This is a genomic window from Candidatus Kapaibacterium sp. (assembly GCA_025059875.1).
Taxonomy (GTDB): Bacteria; Bacteroidota; Ignavibacteria; order Kapaibacteriales; family HRBIN21; genus HRBIN21.
Genome location: JANXCT010000002.1, coordinates 434,191 through 456,324, shown reverse-complemented (window position 1 = coordinate 456,324; position 22,134 = coordinate 434,191). Strand labels below are relative to the sequence as shown.

General features: G+C 58.3%; 18 protein-coding genes, 1 tRNA gene and 2 pseudogenes. 12 read left to right on the top strand and 9 right to left on the bottom strand.

The annotated features are described in order from the left end of the window. Positions 1-6: 6 nt before the first annotated feature. The 3 genes and pseudogenes from NZ960_04600 to NZ960_04590 form a co-directional block, all read right to left on the bottom strand. On the bottom strand, positions 7-342 hold the full coding sequence (locus NZ960_04600) for a LysM peptidoglycan-binding domain-containing protein (protein MCS7176886.1): 336 nt from the start codon (positions 340-342) through the stop codon (positions 7-9). A gap of 3 nt (positions 343-345) precedes the next feature. Beyond that, a pseudogene (locus NZ960_04595) lies at positions 346-489 on the bottom strand (LysM peptidoglycan-binding domain-containing protein). Positions 490-645: 156 nt separating this feature from the next. Next, positions 646-1,473 (bottom strand): annotated as a pseudogene (locus tag NZ960_04590) (transglycosylase SLT domain-containing protein). An 808-nt stretch (positions 1,474-2,281) separates the two neighbouring features. Here NZ960_04590 and NZ960_04585 point away from each other — a divergent pair. The 7 genes from NZ960_04585 to NZ960_04555 all read left to right on the top strand — a co-directional run bounded on the left by NZ960_04585 (position 2,282) and on the right by NZ960_04555 (position 8,257). After that, positions 2,282-2,363 (top strand) — tRNA-Leu (locus tag NZ960_04585). 71 nt (positions 2,364-2,434) lie between these two features. Continuing rightward, a complete protein-coding gene (gene infC / locus NZ960_04580; GenBank protein MCS7176885.1) occupies positions 2,435-3,019 on the top strand; it encodes a translation initiation factor IF-3 in 585 nt (194 codons plus the stop codon). Between the two features lie 29 nt (positions 3,020-3,048). Next, positions 3,049-3,246 carry a 50S ribosomal protein L35 gene (rpmI, locus tag NZ960_04575; GenBank protein MCS7176884.1) on the top strand — a complete coding sequence of 66 codons (198 nt, stop codon included), beginning with the start codon at positions 3,049-3,051 and terminating at the stop codon, positions 3,244-3,246. 22 nt (positions 3,247-3,268) lie between these two features. Further along, positions 3,269-3,616 (top strand): 50S ribosomal protein L20, encoded by a 348-nt coding sequence (gene rplT, locus NZ960_04570; GenBank protein MCS7176883.1) that lies wholly within the window; start codon positions 3,269-3,271, stop codon positions 3,614-3,616. A gap of 12 nt (positions 3,617-3,628) precedes the next feature. After that, a complete protein-coding gene (gene pheS, locus NZ960_04565; GenBank protein ID MCS7176882.1) occupies positions 3,629-4,645 on the top strand; it encodes a phenylalanine--tRNA ligase subunit alpha in 1,017 nt (338 codons plus the stop codon). After that, positions 4,642-5,355 carry an ABC transporter ATP-binding protein gene (locus tag NZ960_04560; protein MCS7176881.1) on the top strand — a complete coding sequence of 238 codons (714 nt, stop codon included), beginning with the start codon at positions 4,642-4,644 and terminating at the stop codon, positions 5,353-5,355. The genes pheS and NZ960_04560 overlap by 4 nt, the downstream gene beginning before the upstream one ends. Positions 5,356-5,470: 115 nt before the next feature. After that, positions 5,471-8,257 carry an outer membrane beta-barrel protein gene (locus NZ960_04555; GenBank protein MCS7176880.1) on the top strand — a complete coding sequence of 929 codons (2,787 nt, stop codon included), beginning with the start codon at positions 5,471-5,473 and terminating at the stop codon, positions 8,255-8,257. A 111-nt stretch (positions 8,258-8,368) separates the two neighbouring features. On the opposite strand, the gene NZ960_04550 is transcribed toward NZ960_04555, so the two are convergent. Genes NZ960_04550 through NZ960_04540 form a run of 3 tightly spaced genes read right to left on the bottom strand, consistent with a single transcriptional unit; the run spans position 8,369 to position 10,854 of the window. Further along, positions 8,369-9,238, bottom strand: coding sequence for a Cof-type HAD-IIB family hydrolase (locus NZ960_04550; GenBank protein MCS7176879.1), 870 nt, complete (start codon positions 9,236-9,238; stop codon positions 8,369-8,371). Then, positions 9,235-10,044: an enoyl-CoA hydratase-related protein gene (locus NZ960_04545; protein MCS7176878.1), complete on the bottom strand. Its 810-nt coding sequence runs from the start codon at positions 10,042-10,044 to the stop codon at positions 9,235-9,237. Before NZ960_04545 ends, NZ960_04550 begins: the two co-directional genes overlap by 4 nt. Positions 10,045-10,068: 24 nt before the next feature. After that, the gene (locus NZ960_04540; GenBank protein ID MCS7176877.1) at positions 10,069-10,854 is read right to left on the bottom strand and encodes an enoyl-CoA hydratase-related protein; all 786 of its coding nucleotides are present in this window, start codon (positions 10,852-10,854) and stop codon (positions 10,069-10,071) included. 114 nt (positions 10,855-10,968) lie between these two features. Here NZ960_04540 and NZ960_04535 point away from each other — a divergent pair, with 114 nt between their 5' ends. Then, complete coding sequence (locus NZ960_04535) at positions 10,969-12,225, top strand: asparagine synthetase B (protein ID MCS7176876.1); 1,257 nt, start codon at positions 10,969-10,971, stop codon at positions 12,223-12,225. Here NZ960_04535 and NZ960_04530 read toward each other — a convergent pair. Then, on the bottom strand, positions 12,222-14,459 hold the full coding sequence (locus NZ960_04530) for a bifunctional (p)ppGpp synthetase/guanosine-3',5'-bis(diphosphate) 3'-pyrophosphohydrolase (protein MCS7176875.1): 2,238 nt from the start codon (positions 14,457-14,459) through the stop codon (positions 12,222-12,224). The genes NZ960_04535 and NZ960_04530 overlap by 4 nt on opposite strands. Positions 14,460-14,571: 112 nt before the next feature. On the opposite strand from NZ960_04530, the gene NZ960_04525 reads away from it, so the two are divergent. The 3 genes from NZ960_04525 (at position 14,572) to NZ960_04515 (ending at position 17,241) form a co-directional block, all read left to right on the top strand. Beyond that, on the top strand, positions 14,572-14,811 hold the full coding sequence (locus NZ960_04525) for a hypothetical protein (GenBank protein MCS7176874.1): 240 nt from the start codon (positions 14,572-14,574) through the stop codon (positions 14,809-14,811). Next, on the top strand, positions 14,808-15,605 hold the full coding sequence (locus NZ960_04520) for a hypothetical protein (protein MCS7176873.1): 798 nt from the start codon (positions 14,808-14,810) through the stop codon (positions 15,603-15,605). Before NZ960_04525 ends, NZ960_04520 begins: the two co-directional genes overlap by 4 nt. 79 nt (positions 15,606-15,684) lie before the next feature. After that, positions 15,685-17,241, top strand: a complete 1,557-nt coding sequence (locus tag NZ960_04515) for a Do family serine endopeptidase (protein ID MCS7176872.1) — start codon at positions 15,685-15,687, stop codon at positions 17,239-17,241. A 95-nt stretch (positions 17,242-17,336) separates the two neighbouring features. Here NZ960_04515 and rlmN read toward each other — a convergent pair whose 3' ends face one another. Next, entirely contained in the window at positions 17,337-18,461 is a 1,125-nt protein-coding gene (gene rlmN, locus NZ960_04510) for a 23S rRNA (adenine(2503)-C(2))-methyltransferase RlmN (GenBank protein ID MCS7176871.1), read from the bottom strand. An 11-nt stretch (positions 18,462-18,472) separates the two neighbouring features. Beyond that, positions 18,473-20,974, bottom strand: a complete 2,502-nt coding sequence (locus NZ960_04505; protein ID MCS7176870.1) for an ATP-dependent Clp protease ATP-binding subunit — start codon at positions 20,972-20,974, stop codon at positions 18,473-18,475. A gap of 167 nt (positions 20,975-21,141) precedes the next feature. Between NZ960_04505 and NZ960_04500 the strand changes: the two genes are divergently transcribed. After that, on the top strand, positions 21,142-22,134 hold the full coding sequence (locus NZ960_04500; GenBank protein ID MCS7176869.1) for a bifunctional ADP-heptose synthase: 993 nt from the start codon (positions 21,142-21,144) through the stop codon (positions 22,132-22,134).

The following is a 22,134-nucleotide window of genomic DNA, read 5'->3' as shown; positions in this document are numbered from 1 at the left end:
CTATAGTTACGGAATACGCAGACGCTGCCCGACGCGGATGTAGTCGCCTTCCAGATCGTTGTAGTTCCGCAGCTCTTCTACGCTGACCCCAAAGCGCCGCGCGATCGAGAAGAGAGAATCCCCGGCACGGACTGTGTAGATGCGATTCTGCTGGCGGGAGGAGGGTGTCTTTCCGTTGATAGGACGTTGTACGTAAATCCGAAGGGTAGAGCCAGCAAGCAGTATCCCCTTGCGAAAGCAGCTCGGGTTCCACTCCTGAAGTTGGGTGACGGTGACACCGTAGCGCTGGGCGATGTTATGAGCTGTCTCGTTACGCCGGACTCGATGGAGTATGTACGTCAAAGGCGCGTCAGAAGTGCGGTAGATCCGCAAGCGCTGTCCAGCTTTCAGTCGGTCCACGCGGAGCCGATTCCAGGACTTCAGCTCAGCAATGCTAACGCCATACCGTTGAGCAATTCTCGCCAGTGTCTCTCCGCGGCGTACCAAGTGATACATGACTCGCCGTTGCGGAGGGCTTGTAGCAGTAGAAGCGGGAGGGGAAGTAGGGCCAGGGATATCAGCAGTAGGAGGTGGAGGGAGAGCACGGGCTGAATCACTGCCAGTGGCGTTGAGGTTGGTGGCAGTGGTCACAACGGGTATGTGGAGCCGCATACCGGCTCGGAGACGCCGGCCGAGGCGATTGAGGCGCTGGAGTTCTGACATTGGAACTCCGTACCGAGCAGCAATCCCGGCAAGCGTCTCTCCCCGTCGGACGATATGCACGATCCACGGTTGCTTCTCACTAGGAGACAGCGCCGAGAGACACTGCTGGAAAGCCTCTCGGCGACCCAGAGGTATTTTCAGGGGATAGGCGGGGACATCTGGGGGGGTACTGTGGCTGAGAAGCTCTGGATTAAGCTGGCGAAGGCTATCAACGCTGATGTCGAGGCAGCGGGCTACCGCCTGTAGATTCATCGGTTCGGAGAGCTCGTAGACGTCGTAGACGTACTCAGGTTCGTAGGTCAGCTCGTCTGGATTGAAGCCATACAGGCGGGGGTTGAGTGCGATGAGAGTGGTGGCAATGTAGAGTGGGACATAGTTGCGTGTCTCTCTTGGGAGGTACTCTCGGATGTCCCAGAAAGTCAGGCGCTGAGGAGGGGCGGCGGTGCTCTCTTCGGCTAAGGCTCGTCGGGCTTGTGCAAGGGCTCGACGAACGGCTTGGGCACCGCAGTTGTAGGCCGCCAGCGCCAAGTGCCAGTCTCCAAACTCGGTATAGAGATCGCGGAGGTGACGGAGAGCAGCACGAGTTGCTTTTTCTGGATCGCGACGCTCGTCAATCCAAGGAGTAACGCGCAGCCCGTAGAGCCGGCCAGTCGAATAGATGAACTGCCATAGTCCGACGGCGCCTGCCCAGGAGACAGCGAAGGGATTGAGGCCACTCTCAATCATGGACAAGTAGATGATTTCCTCCGGCAGTCCCTCTTCGGCAACCATGCGGCGCATCATCGGGAAGTAGCGTCCACTCCGTTCGAGCCAGCGTTGCATGAAGCGGCGGCCACGGTCCTTGCTGAGGAAATCCAGCGCTCGCTCGACGTATTCGTTACGCGGTAGGGGAATCGTCGTCTTGGGTATGTTGGGCTCCCCAGCAGTGGGATAGGATGGGTATGGCGGCTGAGCCGTAGCGATACGCCGCTCGGCTTCAGCGCGGTCGACGGCATCTAACAGCTGCTCACGAACAAGGAAGAAAGCAGAATTGGGGTCTAACAGCTCAGGATTTCGAATATGGGTTTCGTAATCCTCCAGGACGGACTGCACGAGCTCGGAGAACTCTTGAGAGCGTTGCGCAGCAGGAGAGGAAGCAAGAGTGTGGAGGATTGAGAGCGAGCGCTCGAAGGCGATGGCTGCGCGGGCAGTGTCGCCGCTCTCCAGGCGCTCTAGGGCTTGGAGGTAGTAGGCCCTTGCGTGCTCTACGAAGGTGGAGACGACCGTGTCGGTAGTAGTTGCTCGGGATGCAGAGTCTGGATCATCCAGTTCGGAAAATTCGTCGGAGAATCGAGCGCTCACCAATCTGCTAGGGGGTGTCTGGAGGTAGTAGCGAAAGAGCGATTGCGAGGAGGGAGGCACAGTACTGCAGCTCCATACTAGCAGAGCCGACAACACCCCTCCCTGCCACAGCCGCATTCCACCTCCAGCAGACAAACACTTTTTCGCTCGTGCTAATATAGCAAGCCAGGCACCAAATGGATGGCAGGGTGAGTGGAGTAGAGGGATCGGCTGGGCATTTTGTATTTTTGTAAGCGCTGCGGAAGTGGCGGAATTGGTAGACGCGCACGTTTGAGGGGCGTGTGGGGCAACCCGTGAGGGTTCGAGTCCCTCCTTCCGCACGATGATTGTCGTAGGGTACTGCAGGTAGCAAACTCAGCGGAGTTGAGTACAACGCGCATTCGGACTGCAAGTGACGATACAGCGTCGGTATCGGGTCAACGAGGAGATCACCGCACCGGAAGTTCGGGTGGTAGATGCTGAAGGGAAGACGATTGGGATTATGCGACGGCGGGAGGCACTGGAGTATGCTCAGCGTGTGGGACTGGATCTCGTTGAAGTCGCTCCCCAAGCGCAACCCCCAGTCTGCAAGCTCTTAGACTACGGTAAGTTCGCTTATGAGCTCCAGAAGAAGGAGCGCCACCAGCGCCGCCAGCAGCAGCTCCATCAACTCAAGGAGCTCCGCTTTAAGGCGAATACTGACGTCCACGACTTCAACTTCAAGGTCCGTCATGCCCGAGAGTTCTTGGTAGGAGGGCACAAGGTCAAGGCGACTGTACTCTTCCGTGGTCGGGAAATCCTCTACCCCGAACGAGGAGAGGAACTGTTGAATCGTTTCTGGCAAGCTGTGGAGGACATTGCAAAGCTGGATCAACCGGCAAAGCTGGAAGGCAAGATGATGACGCTTATTGTCTCTCCTGATAAGGTCAAGATTCAGCGGAGGCAAGCTGAAGAGCGTAGCTCTGGTTCAGCACCTCGTCCTCAACCGGCTGTGTGAAGTCCTTTGGTACGAGGTAGGGGCATAGGATGCCGAAGGCCAAGACGAATCGTTCTGCGGCGAAGCGCTTCTCCGTGACGGCGACGGGGAAGCTGAAGCGGAACCGAGCGTATCGGAGCCACCTGCTGGTTGGTAAACCTCGAAAGCGGAAGCGGCGGCTCCGACATCCTGCTCTGGTCAGTAGCGCTGACCGGGGGCGTGTAGAACGGATGCTCTGTCTAAGGTAGGTTCTACGGTGGCTGGCGACCCATGCGTGCTCGTAACCGCAGTGCCTCGCGAGAGCGGCGCAAGAAGATCCTTCGACTAGCGAAGGGGTATTGGGGTGCGCGGAGCAAATTGCTCCGTCAGGCAAAGGACCACGTAGCCAAGGCTCTACAGTATGCATATCGTGACCGGCGACAACGGAAGCGCTACTTTCGGCGGTTGTGGATCATCCGCATCAACGCGGCAGCTCGGCAGGAGGGGACAACCTACTCACGACTCATGGCTGCATTGCACCGTAAGAACGTGCAGCTCAACCGCAAGCTCTTGGCAGAGCTAGCGATGAACCGCCCGGAGGTCTTCCGGCAGATCGTGCAGATGGCGCTCCACGCCTAAGGCACTATCCTCATGCTGGAAGAGCTGCAGGCGCTGCAGGGGGAGTTGCTCAATGAGCTGGAAGCTGTTCAATCCCTTGCTGATCTGGAGGCCTTTCGGCTGCGACATTTAGTCCGCCGAGGCACCCTCGGACGTCTCCGAGAACGTTTCCGCGAACTACCCGCCGACCAGAAGCCTGTCGTCGGTCGGCTCCTCAACGAACTCGAATCCACCATCCGCCGTTGCTTTGAGGAGCGGCGACGCTTGCTTGAAGAACAGGCAGAAGAGCAGCTCAGCATAGACCTCTCTCTGCCCGGCCGGCACAGCTTCCTTGGTGGACGGCATCCAATTCAGCAAGTCCTCGATGAAGTCGTCGCGATCTTCCGCCGCCTGGGATTTGTCGTTGCTACAGGACCCGATATCGAGGACGATGAGCACAACTTCACAGCTCTCAACTTTCCGCCCGAGCACCCAGCACGGGACATGCAGGATACTTTCTTCCTGACGCCAGACCGTCAGATCCTCCTGCGCACGCATACCTCACCGGTACAGCTACGACTTATGCGTGCTTTAGTCCCGCCGATTCGCGCAATCGTGCCAGGGCGGGTCTACCGGAACGAAGAGATCAATCCTCGCTCGCTTGCTGAGTTCCATCAGGTCGAGGGCTTGGTAGTGGACCGCACGACGAGCTTTGCCGAGCTGAAAGGGACTTTGGTGGCCTTCGCACAGCAGATGTATGGCAGCGGAATAGCATACCGCTTCAGGCCCTCCTTCTTCCCTTTTACAGAACCCAGTGCGGAAATGGACATCCAGTGCTTCCTCTGCCGCGGGAGCGGTTGTCGAGTATGCAAAGGGACGGGATGGCTGGAGATCTGCGGCTGTGGCATGGTACATCCCACAGTTCTGCGCAATGGCGGGATAGACCCCGAGACCTACCTGGGATTCGCATTCGGGATGGGGATTGAACGAATTGCGATGCTGCGGTTCGGCTTGGATGACATTCGCTTGCTCTACCAGAACGATCTCCGCGTCCTGAGGCAGTTCCAATGAGCCTGTTGCTGCGTGCGCAGAATCTCGTCAAAAGCTTTTCCCGCCGAGCACTCAATGATACTCCCGTGTTGCGAGGGGTTTCTGTGGAATTGGCTGCTGGAGAATTCGTCGCCCTCGTTGGGCCATCGGGGGCCGGGAAGAGCACGCTGCTTCACCTACTGGGGACATTGGACCGTCCGGATGGCGGCACCATAGAACTCTGGTTGGAAGGGGAGCGGTACTGCTATGAGGAGCTCTCTGAGGAACGGTTAGCGTGGTTGCGGCAGCGCGCTCTTGGCTTCGTGTTCCAGGCATATCATCTTGTCCCAGAGCTAACGGCGCTTGAGAATGTCATGCTCCCAGCGCTCATTGCAGGAATCCCGTGGCGTCAAGCACGGCAGCGCGCGCTGGAGCTTCTCAGAGTCATCGGGATGGGGCAACGTGCGGAACATCTCCCAGCGGAGCTCTCGGGCGGGGAGCAGCAGCGGGTCGCCATTGCGCGGGCACTCATCAACCGACCAGTGCTCGTCTTAGCAGACGAACCAACAGGGAGCTTGGACTCAGCTAATGCTGCTCTAGTGCTCCAGCTTCTTCGAGAGCTCCAACAACAGGTTGGTAGCACCCTTGTACTGGCAACTCACAGTCCCGAGCTGGCGGCTGCGGCCGACCGTAGCCTCTACCTCTTGGATGGACAGCTTGTCACCGCCTCCCCGTTAGTGCCTAAACCCTAAGGCTTCTTGTGGTGTCAAAGGGGATAGGTCGAGCAAGGGGATAGTAGCTGTGGCTCCAAAAGGAAGCTCTTTGGCACTGTTGTCCTCTGTACTCTTTGTCCTAGCCGTAGGTGAGGTGTCAGCTCAGTTGAGCCTCCAAGGTCGGGTCGTTGATGCCGCTCAGCGGAGCCCTATCCCCGGTGCCACTGTGGTAGTGCAGACTCTACCAGATACGACACGGCGCTGGGGAGCAGTGACGAACCCCCAAGGGGAATTCCAGCTCAGCCTTCCTAGCGGAGGCCGATACCGACTTCGGGTGCACTCAGTTGGGTACAAAGCATTGGAACGAGTGCTCGTCGTGTTGGAGTCCCAGGACCTTGGGGTACTCTCCTTGGAGGTTGCGGCCGTACAGGCAGAGGAAGTGACGGTGGAGGCCATGCAGGAACGGGCAAGGGTCAAGGGCGATACTGTAGAGTATGCTGCTTCAGCGTACAAGGTCAATCCTGACGCTACGGCCGAAGATCTAGTCCGGAAGCTGCCTGGGGTGACCTCTCGAGGCGGCCAGTTGCAAGCCTTTGGGGAGACGGTCCAGCGTGTCTTGGTGGATGGTCGGGAGTTCTTCGGACAGGATCCGATGGCCGTCCTCCGCAACCTACCGGCGGAGGTTGTTCAGTCGGTGCAGGTCTTCGACCGAGAGAGTGACCAGGCTCGCTTGACTGGTGTCCGCGACCCGAGTTCCGCAGAACGTACTCTCAACATCATCACGAACCCCTCACTACGCACAGGGCGTTTCGGGCGGGTGTACGGCGGGTACGGGAGCGACTCGCGCTACCAGGCAGGTGCAACGCTGAACTTCTTCCGAGATACGCTCCGGTTCTCCGTGGTAGGGATGACGAACAACATCAATCAGCAGAACTTTGTGCTGGACGATGTGTTGGGCATCATCAACTTCGCCGGTCAACGGTCTTTCTCAGGGGGACCTCCGCCGAGCCTCCTTCGGATGATGTTCGCTGGGGGTCGCTTCCCAGGTCCACCAGGCGGTGGGCAGCGGGGAGGCCCACGTGGACCCTTCGCTCAGTTGGGCACCTTCTTTGTCCCTGAACAGGGCGGCATCAACACAGCTCATTCCGTCGGAGGCATGTACTCCAACCGCTGGGGGAGCTGGTTGGATGTGACCGGCAGCTACCTCTTCAATGCCCTCTTCAATACCTCAGACGCCACGCTCCACCGCTCCTACTTCAGCGTGGATAGTCTCGGGAGCTCCTACGCTGAGCGGAGCTACTCTGAGGGAGAGCTGGGGACGCATCGATTGAACGTGCGGGCAGAGCTCTCACCAGATACGGCAACCACGGTCCTACTCTCACCGCGCCTGACCTTTCAGCCTACGGAGAGCCGTCCGACAATATGGGGAGCATTGCTCGGGGCACATGGGGATACAGTCTCCTGCCTGACGGCTACAAGCTCGACGACGAATCGCGTGCTCCAGGGTTCCACTCAACTGCTCGTTGTACGGCGCTTTGCACCGAATCGCTCCTTCTCCGTTGAGCTGGAAGGTGACTATACCCCTCAACAGCGCCGTACGCAGCAGACAATCTCTCTTTCCCTCCAGCGGGCTTCCTCGGAGGACTCTGTAGTCACTCAGCTCGTAACACGTCGGCAGAGTAGCAGCGCGCTATCAATTACGGCCACGTACACGGAGCCGTTGGATAGCCTTACCGTTCTCCAGTTCCGCTATGCTCCAGCCTGGGATTGGGGGCAGTTGCGCCAAGAAGCATGGGGCACTGATACGGCCGGATTGCTGCAGTCACCGCTACTGACACTCACCTCAGATCTGCTGCGGCAAGTGGTAGAACATCGGGTGGGGATGGCATACATGTACCAAGGCAGTGTCTTCCAATGGACTGCTCGAGTAGAGCACTCATGGCAACGACTGCAGACGGAGGAGCGACCACAGTCACCACGGTCTGAATTGCGGGACTTCCGGTTCTGGCTTCCCTTCTTCATGTTGGAGTATCGCCCTACTCGCTTGCAGAACCTGCGCCTCGTCTACCGCTCGTTCGTTACAACGCCCTCTCCAGCGCAATTAGGCACGGCGGTAGATAACAGCACTCCACCAGCGCTGGCTACAGGCAACCCGTCGCTGCGTCCCAGCTATACTCATACCCTCTTTGCCCGCTACTCTGCCACGGACCCCTTCGGAGGCCGTCTGTTCTTCGGGATTCTCCACCTATCCTACGCCGTGGACTACATCAGTAGCGAGACGACCATAGTGCAGCGGGATACTACTATTGCTGGAGTCCCGCTGCCCCGGGGAGGGCAGTATACGGTACCAGTGAACCTCAGCGGTTACTGGAGCGGACGGACCTTTTGGGTGTTTGGGCTCCCTGCACCGTGGCTACGGAGCACATTGAGCTTGACGGCCTCGGTTGATTTCTCCAGGATACCGAGCAGAGTCAACGGCATGCTAGTCCAGACAGACTGGGTAGCTCCCTCGGCTGGGGTCACCGTAAGCAGCAACTGGAGCGAGCGGGTAGACTTTTCTGTGGCGTATTACCTCACCCTTTCGCGTGTCTTGACCACCGCTCCGAGTGGCAGCAGCCGGTATCTACAGCACGCTTTCTCGGCCGATGTTACGCTCATGCCAGGACCATGGGTCTTGTCCTCTCAGCTCCGTGGTCGTGCTTACAGTGGGCTGGGAGGTGAGCTGGACAAGCCGGTTGTACTATGGAACCTCGGCGTCGGATATCGTTTCCTGGAGAACAATGCCGCTGAGGTGCGGCTGGTAGTTGCTGATGTGCTCAACCAGAATAGGGGGATTAGCCGGACCGTCACAGGGCAGTACGTTGAGGACAGCTCTACCCGTGTCTTAGGGCGATATGCGATGCTGCAGCTCAGCTACCGGCTTCGGAACTTCTCTCTGTGATCTCCGCCGTGGCAGCCGGCAAGGTGTCAGACTGGAGTTTCTGCTGGGCATAACCAGACCTGTCAGTGAATGAGAAGTGGTCCGTGCACAGAAAGCCGTAGAGGGTGCCCATCAGCATTCTTGGAGGAGGCGGCGGAGGACATCGTCAATCCCACGTTCCGTAGCAGGGCGCTCAGTGATCCAGTCAGCTTTGCTACGGAGCTCCGCGACTGCATCTGCCATGGCGACTCGGAGGCCTGCAATGGCAAAGAGGGAAAGGTCATTGCGGTAGTCGCCAACAGCAAGCGTCGCACGGCGGGGGATGCCCAAGAGCTTCTGGAGAGCTTGGGCTGCCGTCCCTTTGTGAGCAGCCCGCATCCGGATCTCAACTACCGTGAGTCCTGGTTGGCTTGCCGATTCCACGGCGGCGATGCTCAGATGGCGGCGTATGCGGCGCGGCAGACTTTCTACGGCTTGGACAAACCCTAAGGCGTGGGCTTGGGGACCGCTCAGGCAGAAGAGCACGGCGGGATGGCGGAAGAAATCGGCTAAGAGCTGCGCCTGGAAACGTGGGAGGAGAGGGTCATCTAGGTACGATGGAATATGGACGTCGGCCATGCGGTAGAGACCTTCGGGGGTGAAGGTTGCATAGTGCACGGCATAGTGGCCGGCAAGCTCTACGAGTGAGCGTAGGATCTCTGCTGGGAAAGGGACAGAGAAACGCAGCTCTCCATCAGGAGCATGCAATAGAGCTCCGTCGAGCGAGATGATCCAGGCAGAGACATGAGCTTGACGAACAAGCGCCGCAAGGCTGGGATACGGTCGTGCACTGGCAAGGGCAAGCTGGACTCCACACCGATGCAAGGACCGTAGGAGCTCAGCCGTCGAGTCTGGGAGGGTTTCCTCGCCGATAACGAGGGTACCGTCAACATCACTAACGAGTAGCCGGATATCTGCTAAGGTGGGCTGCCACAAAGCTCTCCACCAGCGCCAGAGCATCATCTGTGCCCTTGCAGTTCTTGACGCGGTTTGCCGGTGAAGTGTGGCGCACGCTTCTCTAAGAAAGCGCGGAGGCCTTCGGCATAGTCTGGAGTCTCCCCAGCCTTTTGCTGGTATTCCGCCTCCAACTCCAGGATATCCTCTAGCGACGCGACAAGGGAACGGTTGAGGAGCTCCTTGACGTAGCCATACGCCTGGGTTGGACCTTGGGCATACGTCTGAGCAAGTCGCTGGACGGCCATTGGGAAGGCCTCCGCAGAGACAACCACGTTGACGAGTCCCCACTGGAGTGCTTGTTCCGCGGAGATAGGCTTGTTGAGCGTTGCAAACTCGAACGCACGAGCATACCCTAGTAGGCGGGTGAAGAAGAAGCTACAGCCAGAATCTGGTACTAGTGCAATGCCGATGAAAGCCTCCACGAAGCGAGCAGCGCTACTCATGATTCGGAAGTCTGTTGCCAACGCCAGTCCCAGGCCAGCACCCGCAGCGACGCCGTTGATTGCGCCAATGATGGGCTTCGGAATGCTGCGCAGCATCCGGATGAGAGGGTTATAGCGCTGGCGGAGGACCTGCCCGAAGAAGTCTGTTGGTGGCGGTGGTACCTCTTTCAAATCCTGCCCGGCACAGAAGGCTTTGCCGGCGCCGGTAAGCACGATGCAGCGGACCTCGGAGTCTTCCCGTGCTTGCTGGAGTGCTTGCAGGAGTTCCTCCCCCATTTGGGCGTTGATAGCGTTGTGGGCTTCGGGACGGTTCAGGGTGATGGTGGCAACGCCGTCGGAAGTGGTGTAGAGGATTGTCTGGAACGCCATCGGAGATTGCAGCTCGTGCGACATTCAGCGACCCTTCCAATTTGGCGAGCGCTTCTCCCGGAAGGCTTGCATACCCTCCTTCTGGTCAGCGGTAGAGAAGAGGAGGTAGAAGTTCTTGCGCTCAAACTCTATTCCAACCTCTAGCGGGGTGCTGAGGGCTTTCAGCACGGCTTCCTTGGCCAAGCGCACAGCGATTGGTGGCTTCGAGGCAATAAGTGACGCCAGAGCCAATGCCTCTTCCAAGTAGGCTTCCACTGGAACAACACGGTTTACCAATCCCAGACGATAGGCCTCGTGAGCCGAGAGGAAGCGGCCAGTGAGGACCAACTCCATCGCCATTGCCTTACCTATAGTGCGTGTCAAGCGCTGGGTCCCTCCGGCTCCAGGTATGACGCCGATGTTGATTTCGGGCTGTCCGAATTGGGCCGTTTCGCTGGCAATGATCATGTCGCAGAGCATAGCCAGCTCACAGCCTCCGCCGAGAGCGTATCCGCTAACAGCGGCGATGAGTGGCTTCTTCAGTGCACTGATGCGCTCCCACTTGCGGAACTGGTCTCGGAGCAGCATCTCGATGCTGTCGGCATCGGCCATCTCGTCAATATCGGCACCAGCGGCAAACGCCCGCTCGTTGCCGTGGAGCACCATACAGCGGATCTCGGGGTCCGCGTCGTAGGCTTCTAATGCCGCAAGTAGCTCCTCCATGAGCGGGAGGCTCAGAGCATTGAGCTTCTCAGGGCGATTGAGCTGCACCACCCCTACCCTTGGATCGTTGTCGTAGCGGTACGTGCGGATGTACTGATAGTTGCTCATCGGTGGCCGTAAGGCTCAGTGGGACGCGCAAAATTACCGCCCGCAGCCGTACGCTACCGGCCGTTGTAGTACGTCCACGGGCAGGCAGGAATTCTCAGTCTGGAAGGAAGAGCGATGCAGCGCGTCCTGATCCTTGCTGGACTCGTCTTGGGGGAATCGCTGTGGGCACAGCAGAAGTTGCTCATCCCCATGGACCTCAGCCAGACCGATCATCTTCGGGCCTACGGGATAGCATACTGGAACCTACAGCAGGGGCGCTGGGTGGATTGGCTCCTCAACTACCGCGGCGGCTCGTTCCTGATGGAGTATCTGCCCGACATCGCTGCTGAGTGCCGTGCACGCGGTGTTTCCTTTGAGGTCCTTTCTGCTACAGAGGCAGCCCATGTGTACGCGGAGGTCCAGGATCCAGAAGCCAACATGGATGTCGTCCGGCTGGAACGGGCCCCGCGACTCGCTGTCTACGTGATGCCTACAGCTAAGCCATGGGACGATGCCGTCCAGCTTGTGCTGGAGTATGCTCAAATCCCGTACGACAAGGTCTGGGACGAAGAGGTATTGGCAGGAAAGCTGCGGGACTACGACTGGCTCCATCTCCACCACGAAGACTTCACGGGCCAGTACGGCAAGTTCTGGGCTGCCTTTGCCCATACGACGTGGTACCAGCAGCAGGTGGCCCTCCAGGAGGCTACTGCCCGGAAGTTGGGCTTCCGGAAGGTCTCCGAGCTGAAGAAGGCGGTGGTGGAGAAGATCCGGGAGTTTGTTCTCGACGGTGGCTTCATGTTCGCTATGTGCAGCGCTACGGACACGTATGACATTGCCTTAGCAGCCCGCGATGTGGACATCTGCGCGGAGATGTTCGACGGGGATCCCGCTGATCCGGACGCAAACCGAAAGCTGGACTTCTCCCGCACCTTCGCCTTCCAGAATTTCACGCTCGAGATGAACCCCTACGTGTACGAGTTCTCCAACATCGATGTTGGCCCGACGGGGTTAGCGGACCCGTCGTCTGACTACTTCACCCTGTTTGACTTTTCTGCCAAGCTCGATCCTGTACCGACGATGCTGACGCAATGCCACGTGAACGTCATCCAAGGCTTCTTAGGGCAGACGACGGCGTTTCGGGAGGAGCTGTTGAAGCCGTCCGTGGTCGTCTTGGCAAAGCGCGAAGGCACGAACGAAGTCAAGTACATCTACGGCACTGTTGGCCGCGGCATGTTCGCGTGGTACGGGGGACACGACCCAGAGGACTATCAGCACGCTGTTGGAGACCCTCCGACGGACCTGTCGCTCTACCCGAACTCGCCGGGATACCGGCTGATCTTGAACAACGTTCTCTTCCCAGCAGCGCGGAAGAAGCGGCTGAAGACTTAGAAGCTGTCGGGGCGGGTAACTGTACGGACGCCACGGATGCGCCGCAGCTTCTCTATGAGCCGCTCTAGGTGCTCTGTGTTGCGGACGTAGAGGGTGAAGATCCCCTCGAAGATGCCGCCGTAAGAGTCGATGTTCACCGAGCGTATGTTCGTGCGGTCGCAAGCGACAATTGCTTTTGTGATGTCGTGGAGCATTCCAGGGCGGTCATCGCCGGTAATCCGGAGGGCTGTTAGGAACTCCTCATCTCCCACGTTCCCCCAACGGACTTGGACCAGGCGAGGATGGTTAGACGCAAGGAACTCCTGTACGTTTCGGCATGAGCGCCGGTGCACTCGGATTCCACTCCCGAGTGTGATGACCCCGACGATGTCGTCACCGGGGATGGGGTTGCAGCAGCGAGCATAGGAGTAGAGGAGCGGTGTATTCCCCGTCGGGGTGCCAAGAAGCTCAATGCCGGTGCTGGAGTGCTGAGCGAGCTCTGTGGCTTGCTCAGCCGGAGAAGGCTTCGCAGATTCTTCAGCCATAGAGCCGTCGCGGTGGCGCTGCTGCAGGAGAGTGACGACTAGCTCGGGGGCTACAGCTCCGGTTCCGATGGCATAGTAGAGGGCAGCCCGGTTTTCGTACTTGAGTAGGTGAGCAACCCGCTCCAGGTCTTCCTCGCGGACAGTTATCCGAGCCTTCCGCAGCCGCTTTTCCAGAGCTTGTTGGCCCTCTTGCTGCTTGAGGCGTTTCTGTTCGTTGAGGTATCGGCGGATGTACGACTTTGCTTTGTGCGTGACGACGATCTGCTCCCAGTCACGGCTGGGAGCCTGGTGTTTGGAGGTGAGGATTTCCACTTGGTCCCCTGTCTGGAGTCGGTAATCCAAGGGGACAATGCGTCCGTTGACTTTGGCACCAATGCAGTGATGGCCGATTTCGGTGTGGATAGCGAAAGCGAAGTCTAATGGAGTAGCCCCCTTCGGCAAGCGCTTCAGCTCGCCCTTGGGGGTGAAAACGTAGATTTCGTCCTGGTAGAGGTTGAGACGAAAGCTTTCCAGCAGCTCTGCAGCTGCCTCTTCACGGGAACGTTTCTCGAAGAGCTCCCGAACCCACTGGATCCATTCTTCCAGCTCTGGATCATCCTTCCAGGCAGGGAGCGCGCCCTGTTCTGCCTTATAGCGGAAGTGGGCGGCGACGCCGCGCTCGGCTACTTCGTGCATGGCGCGCGTGCGAATCTGGATTTCCACCGGTCTGCCTTCAGGGCCGATGATTGTGGTATGGAGCGAACGGTAGCCATTCTTCTTCGGGACTGCGATGAAGTCTTTGAAACGTTCTGGGATTGGAGTGAAAAGCTGCGTGATGAGCCCGTAGGCGAAGTAACACTCGCTGCTGTCGTCTGTGTCCAGGATGATACGAATGGCGAAGAGGTCGTAGATCTCCTCTAGTGGCTTGCCGCGGGTGACCATCTTGTAGTGGATGGAGTAGAGGTTCTTAGGGCGCCCAGTGATCTCAAACTGTAGCCCGTGGGCATGCAAGTGCTCTTCAATCGGGGCAATGACTCGGCGGATGTAAGCCTCCCGCTCAGCGCGTGTCTCCTGCAAAGCTTTGGCGATTGCAGCATAGCTTTCAGGGTTGAGGACTTTGAAGGCGAGGTCTTCCAATTCCCACTTCAGGTTGGCCAATCCTAACCGGTGGGCGAAGGGCACGTAGATATCGAGAGTTTCACGTGCGATCCGAGCCTGCCGCTCCGGAGGGAGCGCACCAATCGTACGCATGTTGTGGAGGCGGTCAGCCAGCTTCACCAGAATTGCTCGAACATCCCGAATGAGGGAGAGCAAAAGCTTCCGATAGGTTTCCGCCTCAGTGATGGTACGGCTCTCAACCAAATCAGCGATTTTCGTCACACTCTCGACAATGTCGGCAATAGTACTACCGAACTCTGCCTGTAGGTCTTGGTAGGTGAACTCGGAGTCTTCTAGGACGTCATGGAGGAGGGCAGCAGCGACGGAGATGTCGTCGAGGGCGATCTCGCGGGCAACGATGCGAGCAACCTCAACGGGGTGGGTGTAGTATGGTTCGCCGGAAGCACGGAGGCTCTCTCTATGAGCTTCGACACAGAAGTAAAACGCTTTGCGGACGAGTTGTTCGTTACACTGTGCTAGCGATGCCCGACAGTCAGCCAATAGAGTCTCCAAGAGGTGATCGGGCGATGCGCAGACTCCAGAGACTGCCGAGGAGATAGTCGTCGTTGGCATGCGTTCAGCTTCTCCGAGAAGCTGCCGATACTGACTGCCGAGGGAGTTCCTTTGGGCTAGAAGGGCACTCTTGCCAACGTCTGAGATACGAGGCTGGTACTTTTGCCATGGGGTGCCGCGCCGGTTCTATGAGGAGCTGGCTGCTGAAGGGTTGCTGTATGCCTTCTTGCAAGAACACTGTTCGCAGCTCATGCGGGAAGACGAACAATTCCGATATGACATGTACGACATCTTGCTACGGTGTTCACCGGAGCCGATCCCTGAGCTGGAACGCGATCTCTTGGCAGAGCTGAGTGCCGCCCTGAGCTACTTCCTGGAGTACACACGCTCATGGTGGGGAGCAAGGCATTGAGGAGCGAGATTGAGGCCCTCTTTGAGACTGTCCGGCAGCAAGCGCATGCCTACGCGGAAGCCTTTACAGAAGTGGAAAGACTACTCCGCCAGCTGCGACAGCAACAGGAGCAGATGGAGCAGGAGCTGGAGCGCCTCCAACAACGCTCCGAAGCAGCCTTGCGACTGCTGCACCAGGAGGTGGAAAAGACCCTTACCTTACTCGTTCAGCGGACTGTGGGGGCACGTGATCTCGTCGCCCGTATGGAGCAGCTTGAGACAGAGGTTCAGCGAGTTAGCAGGTTCCCAGAGCGCTTTGCGGAACAAGCAGCTGAAGTACTGGCGCAGGCCGAGGCGCTGGTGCGGACCACCGAACAGAAGATTGCTATCACTCTTCGCAGTCTACAGGAAGAGCTGCGGGAGTGGCAGCAGCGCATAGAAGTAATCCGTCTGCTGGCACAACGCGATAATGCGGAGCTTCGCCAGCAGCTGGAACAGCTTCGAGAAGCCTCAGATCTACAGCGGCTCCGTCAGCAGTTACTGCAGAGCATAGAAGGACGCTTTCAGCAGCTGGAGGCGCAGCTCTCAGAACTTGCTTCGGCCCTTCTCCATCTCCATGTTCCCGAGGTGGCTTCACCGTTAGCTCTTCAGCCCTCGGAGAGCTCCTTGCAGCGGATGGTGGAAATCGAACAGGCACTCCAAGAGTTGCAGCGTCGCCTGCAAAGGGTCCAGCGTCTCGCCGTCCTTTTCCCGCTTTTCTGTGTCGTACTTGTTGCTGCGGCTGTCGCGCTACTCATTGCGGTGCTTCAGGGTTAATACGAGCCCGATGAGGCTTTCGTCTAAAAGCGTGGGAGTTTGAGTGTCCGTTCAACAAACGCTTTGCTGGAGGCGAGAGATGGATCGGCGGATGCTCTTAGCGGCCGTCGGCTTAATTTCTGTCGGCATGGTGATGGGGATTGTGTTGGTGTCCCATTTGGGTTCTGGGAGCGCTATTGGGACGTTGCTAGCACAGACTCGCCCGAATTCGTCCACCCTTGGGGCTAAGCAGCCTCCAATCCAGCTCAGCGAGGCCGTTCGACAACTCAACCAAGTCTTCGTCGATGTTGCTAATGCGGTTACCCCTTCGGTGGTGGGTATAAGGATTCTTCGAGAGCGGGGGCAGCGGCGGGATATCTTTGAGTTCTTTGGTCCCTTCCGACGCTTCTTCGAGGAACATCCTGACATGTCTCCGCCACCACAGCGCTCCCAGGGTTCTGGAGTTATCGTGACGGAGGACGGCTACATCGTCACCAACAACCATGTGGTGGAGAATGCCAAGGAGGAGGACATTCGCGTTGTCACGCATGATGGTAAGGAATTTCGGGCGAAGATTGTCGGGCGTGATCCGCTGACAGACCTAGCCCTGCTCAAGGTTGAGGCACGGGGTCTTAAGCCAGCGCATTTCGGCAAGATCGAGGATGTCCGTGTAGGCGAGTGGGTGATTGCGGTAGGTAACCCGTTCGGGCTGCGCTCCACCGTTACAGCGGGCATCATCAGTGCTGTGGGACGCGGAGGATTGGGCGTGCTTGGGGGAGACCCATACGCTGTGGAGAACTTCATTCAGACCGATGCAGCCATCAACCCTGGGAATAGCGGCGGAGGACTCTTCACGCTGCAAGGGAGCTTGATCGGAATCAACACAGCGATCGCAACCACAACTGGGTTCTACCAAGGGTATGGCTTCGCGGTGCCGATTGACATCGTGCGCGCGGTCATAGAGGATCTGATGGAAGACGGCAAGATTGACCGTGGCTACATCGGAGTACAGATCCAGCCTGTAGATGACGTCACTGCCAAAGCCATAGGGCTAGACAAGCCTCAGGGGGCAATTGTCTCGAGCGTCGTCAAGGGCGGGGCGGCTGAGCGCGCAGGGATTCGCGAAGGGGATGTCATCCTGGAATTCGATGGCACCCCGGTCAAGAGCCCAAACCATCTGCAGGGGCTAGTGGCTACTCGGCGAGCTGGACAGACGGTTCGCCTCACGATCTGGCGTGATGGTAAAAAAATAGAAAAGTCCGTTACCTTGCGCCGCCGCGACGAGAGTGGCACAGCTGCCCGTACCTCTGATACGGAGGAACCAGGCTCTTCTGAAGGAACAGCGGAGCGTTTGGTTGACTTGGACAAGCTAGGTCTCAGCGTGGGACCGCTGTCTGAGCGGCAGCGCAACCAGCTTGAGGTCGAAGACGGAGTAGAGGTCGTCCAGGTCACCCCGTACAGCCACGCTTGGGAGCGTGGCTTGCGCCGTGGGGATGTCATCACCCATGTGGGGAATACACCGGTCCGTTCAGTGACGGAGTTCCGGCGGCTACTGGGTCAGCGGAAGCCAGGAGAGGCCGTGCTACTCCGTGTGATCAGCGCAGGTCCCAACGGAGAAGTCCTCCGACGCTTAGTCTCCGTGGAGATTCCTTCCTAACGGAGAAAGGTATCTCCGAGTGGCTGGGGACCAAGAGGGTTAACCTCTTCCCAAGTAGAAGGGCGGGGACATCTCGTTGCAGTACCCGGCCAGCTTCAGCTGCCGCAGTGTGTCACGGCGTGTTCCCACGAGAACGCTAATTGGCCACATGCGGCGTTGATGTCTACGCCGCTCGAGGAGCGAAGCGTCGCGATGACTCCTTGGGACCGTAGACGCTGTTGGAAGGCCGCGATGCGCTCGGGCGGGCTAGGGCGTAAGGTTGCTGCGATTCCCGTGGGGTGGGTGAAGCCAATCGGGTGGAACGGGATAAGGTTTACTTTCGCTGGTGGCGTAGCCCGAACGAATCGAGCGAGCTCGTCTGCGTCTTCTAAGGAGTCGTTGAGACCGTCGAAGAGGATGTACTCGTACGTTACGGGTCGCTGTGTACGCTCGGCATAGTAGCAGACAGCCCGTTGGAGATCCCGGAGGGAGTAGCGTCGAGCAATCGGCATGAGGCGTTCCCGGAGCTCCTGTTTGGTGGTGTGGAGCGAGATAGCAAGCTTGCAGCGGATTCCGGAATCTGCAAGGCGGTAGATTTCTGGGACAATTCCCGCCGTTGAGAGCGTTATGTGTCGGGCTGACAGGAGCCGTACCGCTGGATCGGTCCAGATGCGGATGGCATCCAGCACGGCATCAGTGTTCAGGAGGGGTTCTCCCATGCCCATGAAGACGATGTTCGTGATGCGCTCTCCGGCCAGACGCTGAGCTTGGAGGAGTTGGTCAACGATCTCTGCAGCGTTGAGATTCCGACGCAGACGGAGGGTTGCCGTTGCGCAAAACACGCATCCTAGAGGACATCCGACCTGTGTAGAGACACAGAGAGTCAGGCGCCGACGAGAACCTGTGGCTGATGGATTGCTGGAGGGGATTAGGACCGCTTCAACGGCTGCCCCGTCGGGTAGGCGGAACAAGAGCTTGGAAGTTCCATCCATTGCCGAGCGCTGCCATCGCTCGAGACTGAGTGTGTGTAATGTGCATCGTTCAGCCAGTCGGTGACGCAATGCCTTCGGGAGGTTTGTCATATCCTCGAACGACTCCACGCCCTTGCCGTATATCCACTCCAGGAGCTGGGTTGCTCGATACCGTGCTTCCCCCCACTCCTGGAAAAGCCGTTCTATGGCAGCGCGGAGATAGCCCTTTAGATGGAGCTTTCCGTTGACTTCCAGCGGTAGTGTGCGCATAACGCGAGAGGCTACTCGGGCGAGACGCCTTCCTCTTGTACCTCTTCGCTTGCAACGCTTGCTTGCTGTGAGGCGTCCACGAAGTACAAGCGGTTGAGCTTGCGGTCGAAGCGGACACGTACCCGAGCACCGTCTTTGATGTTCCCCTTGAGGATCTCTTCCGCTAACGGGTCTTCCAGGTACCGCTGGAGGGCTCGGCGGAGCGGTCGGGCGCCGAACTTTTCGTCGAAGCCTTTGTCTACAAGGAACTCGCGGGCAGGCTTCGTAAGCTCTAGGGTGATGTGCTGAACCTCCAGACGCTTGAGTAGCCGCTGGAGCTGGATGTCGATGATGCGAGAGATGTGCTCGCGTCTGAGTGGACGGAAGACGATGAACTCGTCGACTCGGTTGAGGAACTCAGGGTTGAAGAGGCGGCGGACGGCCTCTTCAATCGTGCTGCGGAGGGTTTCATAGTCGTCACTCTCTGCATGGGCTGTGAAGCCGATCTTGCCGCCAGGCTTGATATCTCGAGTCCCGACGTTACTGGTCATGATGATGATGGTGTTCTTGAAGTCTACCCGGCGCCCTAGGCCGTCGGTAAGGATACCGTCATCGAGGACTTGGAGTAGGATGTTGAACACATCAGGATGGGCCTTCTCAATCTCGTCCAGCAGAATGATGCTGTACGGTTTCCGCCGGACCTTTTCGGTAAGCTGGCCTCCCTCTTCGTAGCCAACGTAGCCAGGTGGGGCGCCGATGAGGCGAGAGACGGAGTGCTTCTCCATATACTCGCTCATGTCAATCCGAATGAGGGCCTCCTCTGTGTCGAAGAGGCACCGAGCGAGTGCTTTGGCTAGCTCTGTCTTCCCAACGCCCGTCGGACCTAAAAACATGAAGGAGCCGATGGGACGATTGGGGTCTTTCAGACCAGCACGCGCTCGCCGAATGGCTCGCACCAGGTGCTCTATGGCCTCATCTTGGCCAACGACGTGCTTCTTGAGCTCCTCCTCCAAGTTGAGGAGCTTCTGCTGTTCGCTCTCAGCAACCTTATTGACTGGGATGCCAGTCATCATGGCAACGACTTCAGCGACGTCCTCCTCCGTGACGGGGTAGACCATTTCTACAGAGCGTAGCTCCCATTCTTCCTTGAGTGTCTCCAGTTCTGCCTGAAGCTTCTTTTCCAGGTCTCGGAGACGGGCAGCCTCTTCGAAGTTCTGCATCCGCACAACCTGGTTCTTCTGTTGACGGATGCGCTCGATCCGTTCTTCCAGCTCGCAGATCTCTTTCGGGACTGTCAGATGTGCAAGATGGACCCGTGCGCCAGCCTCGTCCATGACGTCTATAGCCTTGTCTGGGAAGTGGCGGTCGGTGATGTAGCGTTCAGCTAGGCGGACACAGGCCCGAATGGCTTCTTCTGAGTAGACAACACCGTGATGCGCCTCGTAGCGGTCCTTGATGCTCATCAGAATGTGGAAGGTCTCTTCCGGACTCGGTGGGTCAATCAAGATCTTTTGGAATCGGCGCTCTAACGCTCCGTCTTTCTCGATGTACTGCCGGTACTCGTCCAGAGTAGTGGCGCCGATGCACTGGATTTCCCCGCGGGCCAACGCTGGCTTGAACATGTTGGAAGCGTCGAGCGACCCGGAAGCACCGCCAGCGCCGACGAGGGTGTGGAGCTCGTCGATGAAGAGGATGACATCGCGGGCCTTCTCCAGCTCGTTGAGGATAGCTTTGACGCGTTCCTCAAACTGTCCGCGGTACTTTGTCCCAGCCACAAGTGCTGCCAAGTCTAGGGTAACGATCCGCTTGTCCAGCAGCACTCGTGGAACTTTTCGTTCAACGATCCGGAGCGCCAAGCCCTCTACGATGGCTGTCTTCCCTACGCCAGGTTCGCCGATGAGGACCGGATTGTTCTTCTTGCGGCGTGATAGGACTTGAGCAACGCGTTCGATTTCCTTCTCCCGCCCAATAACAGGATCCAGCTTCCCTTCCTGGGCGAGCTTCGTGAGGTCACGTCCGAAATTGTCCAGCACGGGGGTTTTGACGCGTTCGGCGGTACGGACACGCCCAGCACGTTCTGCTCGTGGTGCGCTCGGGCGGCCGCTGAGGATGTTCTGGAGCTCCTGTCGGGCTGCTTCGTAGGTAACGTTGAAGTGGACCAAGACCTGGGCGGCAATTGTATCTGGTTCGCGGAGCAATGCCAGGAGGAGATGCTCGGTACCGACGAGGTCGGATTTCAACGATCGGGCTTCTAAGTAGCTCAGTTTCAGAGCCCTCTCCGCCTGCTTCGTCAATGGGATGTTCCCGATGGTCAGTGTTCCCCCATAGGTGCGGACGTTTTCCTCTATCGCACGCTGCAACCGGACGAGATCAACTCCGAGATTCCGCAGAATGCGAATAGCCATTCCGCTACCCTCTCGGAGGATGGCCAGCAGAAGGTGTTCGGTACCAATGTAGTCATGGCCCAGCCGCAATGCCTCTTCGCGGCTCAGCTGAATAACCTCCTGCATACGCTGCGAGAAGTTCGCTTCCATTGCAGCCGATTGCTACGCAGTTGCTGAGATATTCGCTCTCTTGGGACGCAGCAGCGTTTGGCTTTATTGCAGTTGCCGCTCTGCTGCAGCGTTCCGTGTGGGTCCGGTAGTTTTGTACTTGCCTGCGCTACGGTTTGTTTCGGCTGTTCTGCGGGAAGGTGAAGGCCATGGATAGCCTAAGCAGTGAACGGGCCCACGAACTACTTGAACTCTGCCGTGGACAACGGGTTGCGGTGATTGGGGATGTCATGGTAGACCGGTACTTCTGGGGGAGCGTCTCGCGGATTTCTCCTGAAGCTCCCGTGCCTGTGGTGGACTTCGAGGCAGAGGAAGTCCGCTTGGGTGGGGCTGCCAACGTTGCCCACAACCTCTGTACTTTGGGCGTCGAGCCAGTGCTAATCGGAGTGATTGGGCAGGATGCAGCTGGAGAGGTGTTGCTGAACTTGGTTCGGGGATTAGGGTTGGAGACCCACGGGCTGTTCCGTGTATCTGGTCGCTTAACGACGGAGAAGATTCGCATCCTAGGGAATCGGCAGCATCTGGTGCGCTTAGATCGAGAGACGCGAGCCCCAGTCAACAGCTCTATCGTTGACCATGTACTCCAACTCCTGGAGGCAGAGACGAGGCTACAGGCGGTGGTCTTCCAGGACTACAACAAGGGGATGCTGACACCGAACCTGATCCGAGCTGTCATTGAGCTGATGCGCCGGCGGGGCATCCCAGTGTTGGTGGACCCGAAGCAGGAGAACTTCTTCGCTTACACTGGTGCTACCTTCTTTAAGCCGAATCGGCGCGAGGCTGCCCAAGCACTCCAGCGGACGCTCTCGACATTAGAAGATGTTCGGTGGGCAGCAGTCGAGCTGCAGCGGCGGCTTGAATGCAAAGCGGTGCTCATCACTCTTGGAGAAGAGGGGATGTTCCTGTGCGAAGCCGATGGGAGTGAGAGTTTCATTTCTGCCCGGGCCCGACATGTTGCAGACGTTTCCGGAGCTGGGGATACGGTGATTGCGACGGTTGCAGCCGCGCTGGTTGCAGGGGCTACGTTCCGGGAAGCAGCAGCATTAGCCAACTTCGCCGCTGGGGTCGTCTGCGGTGAGCCTGGCGTCGTTCCAATCCAGCCGAGGGCTTTGCTGGAGGCTGTCATTCAGGCGGGGCTTTGA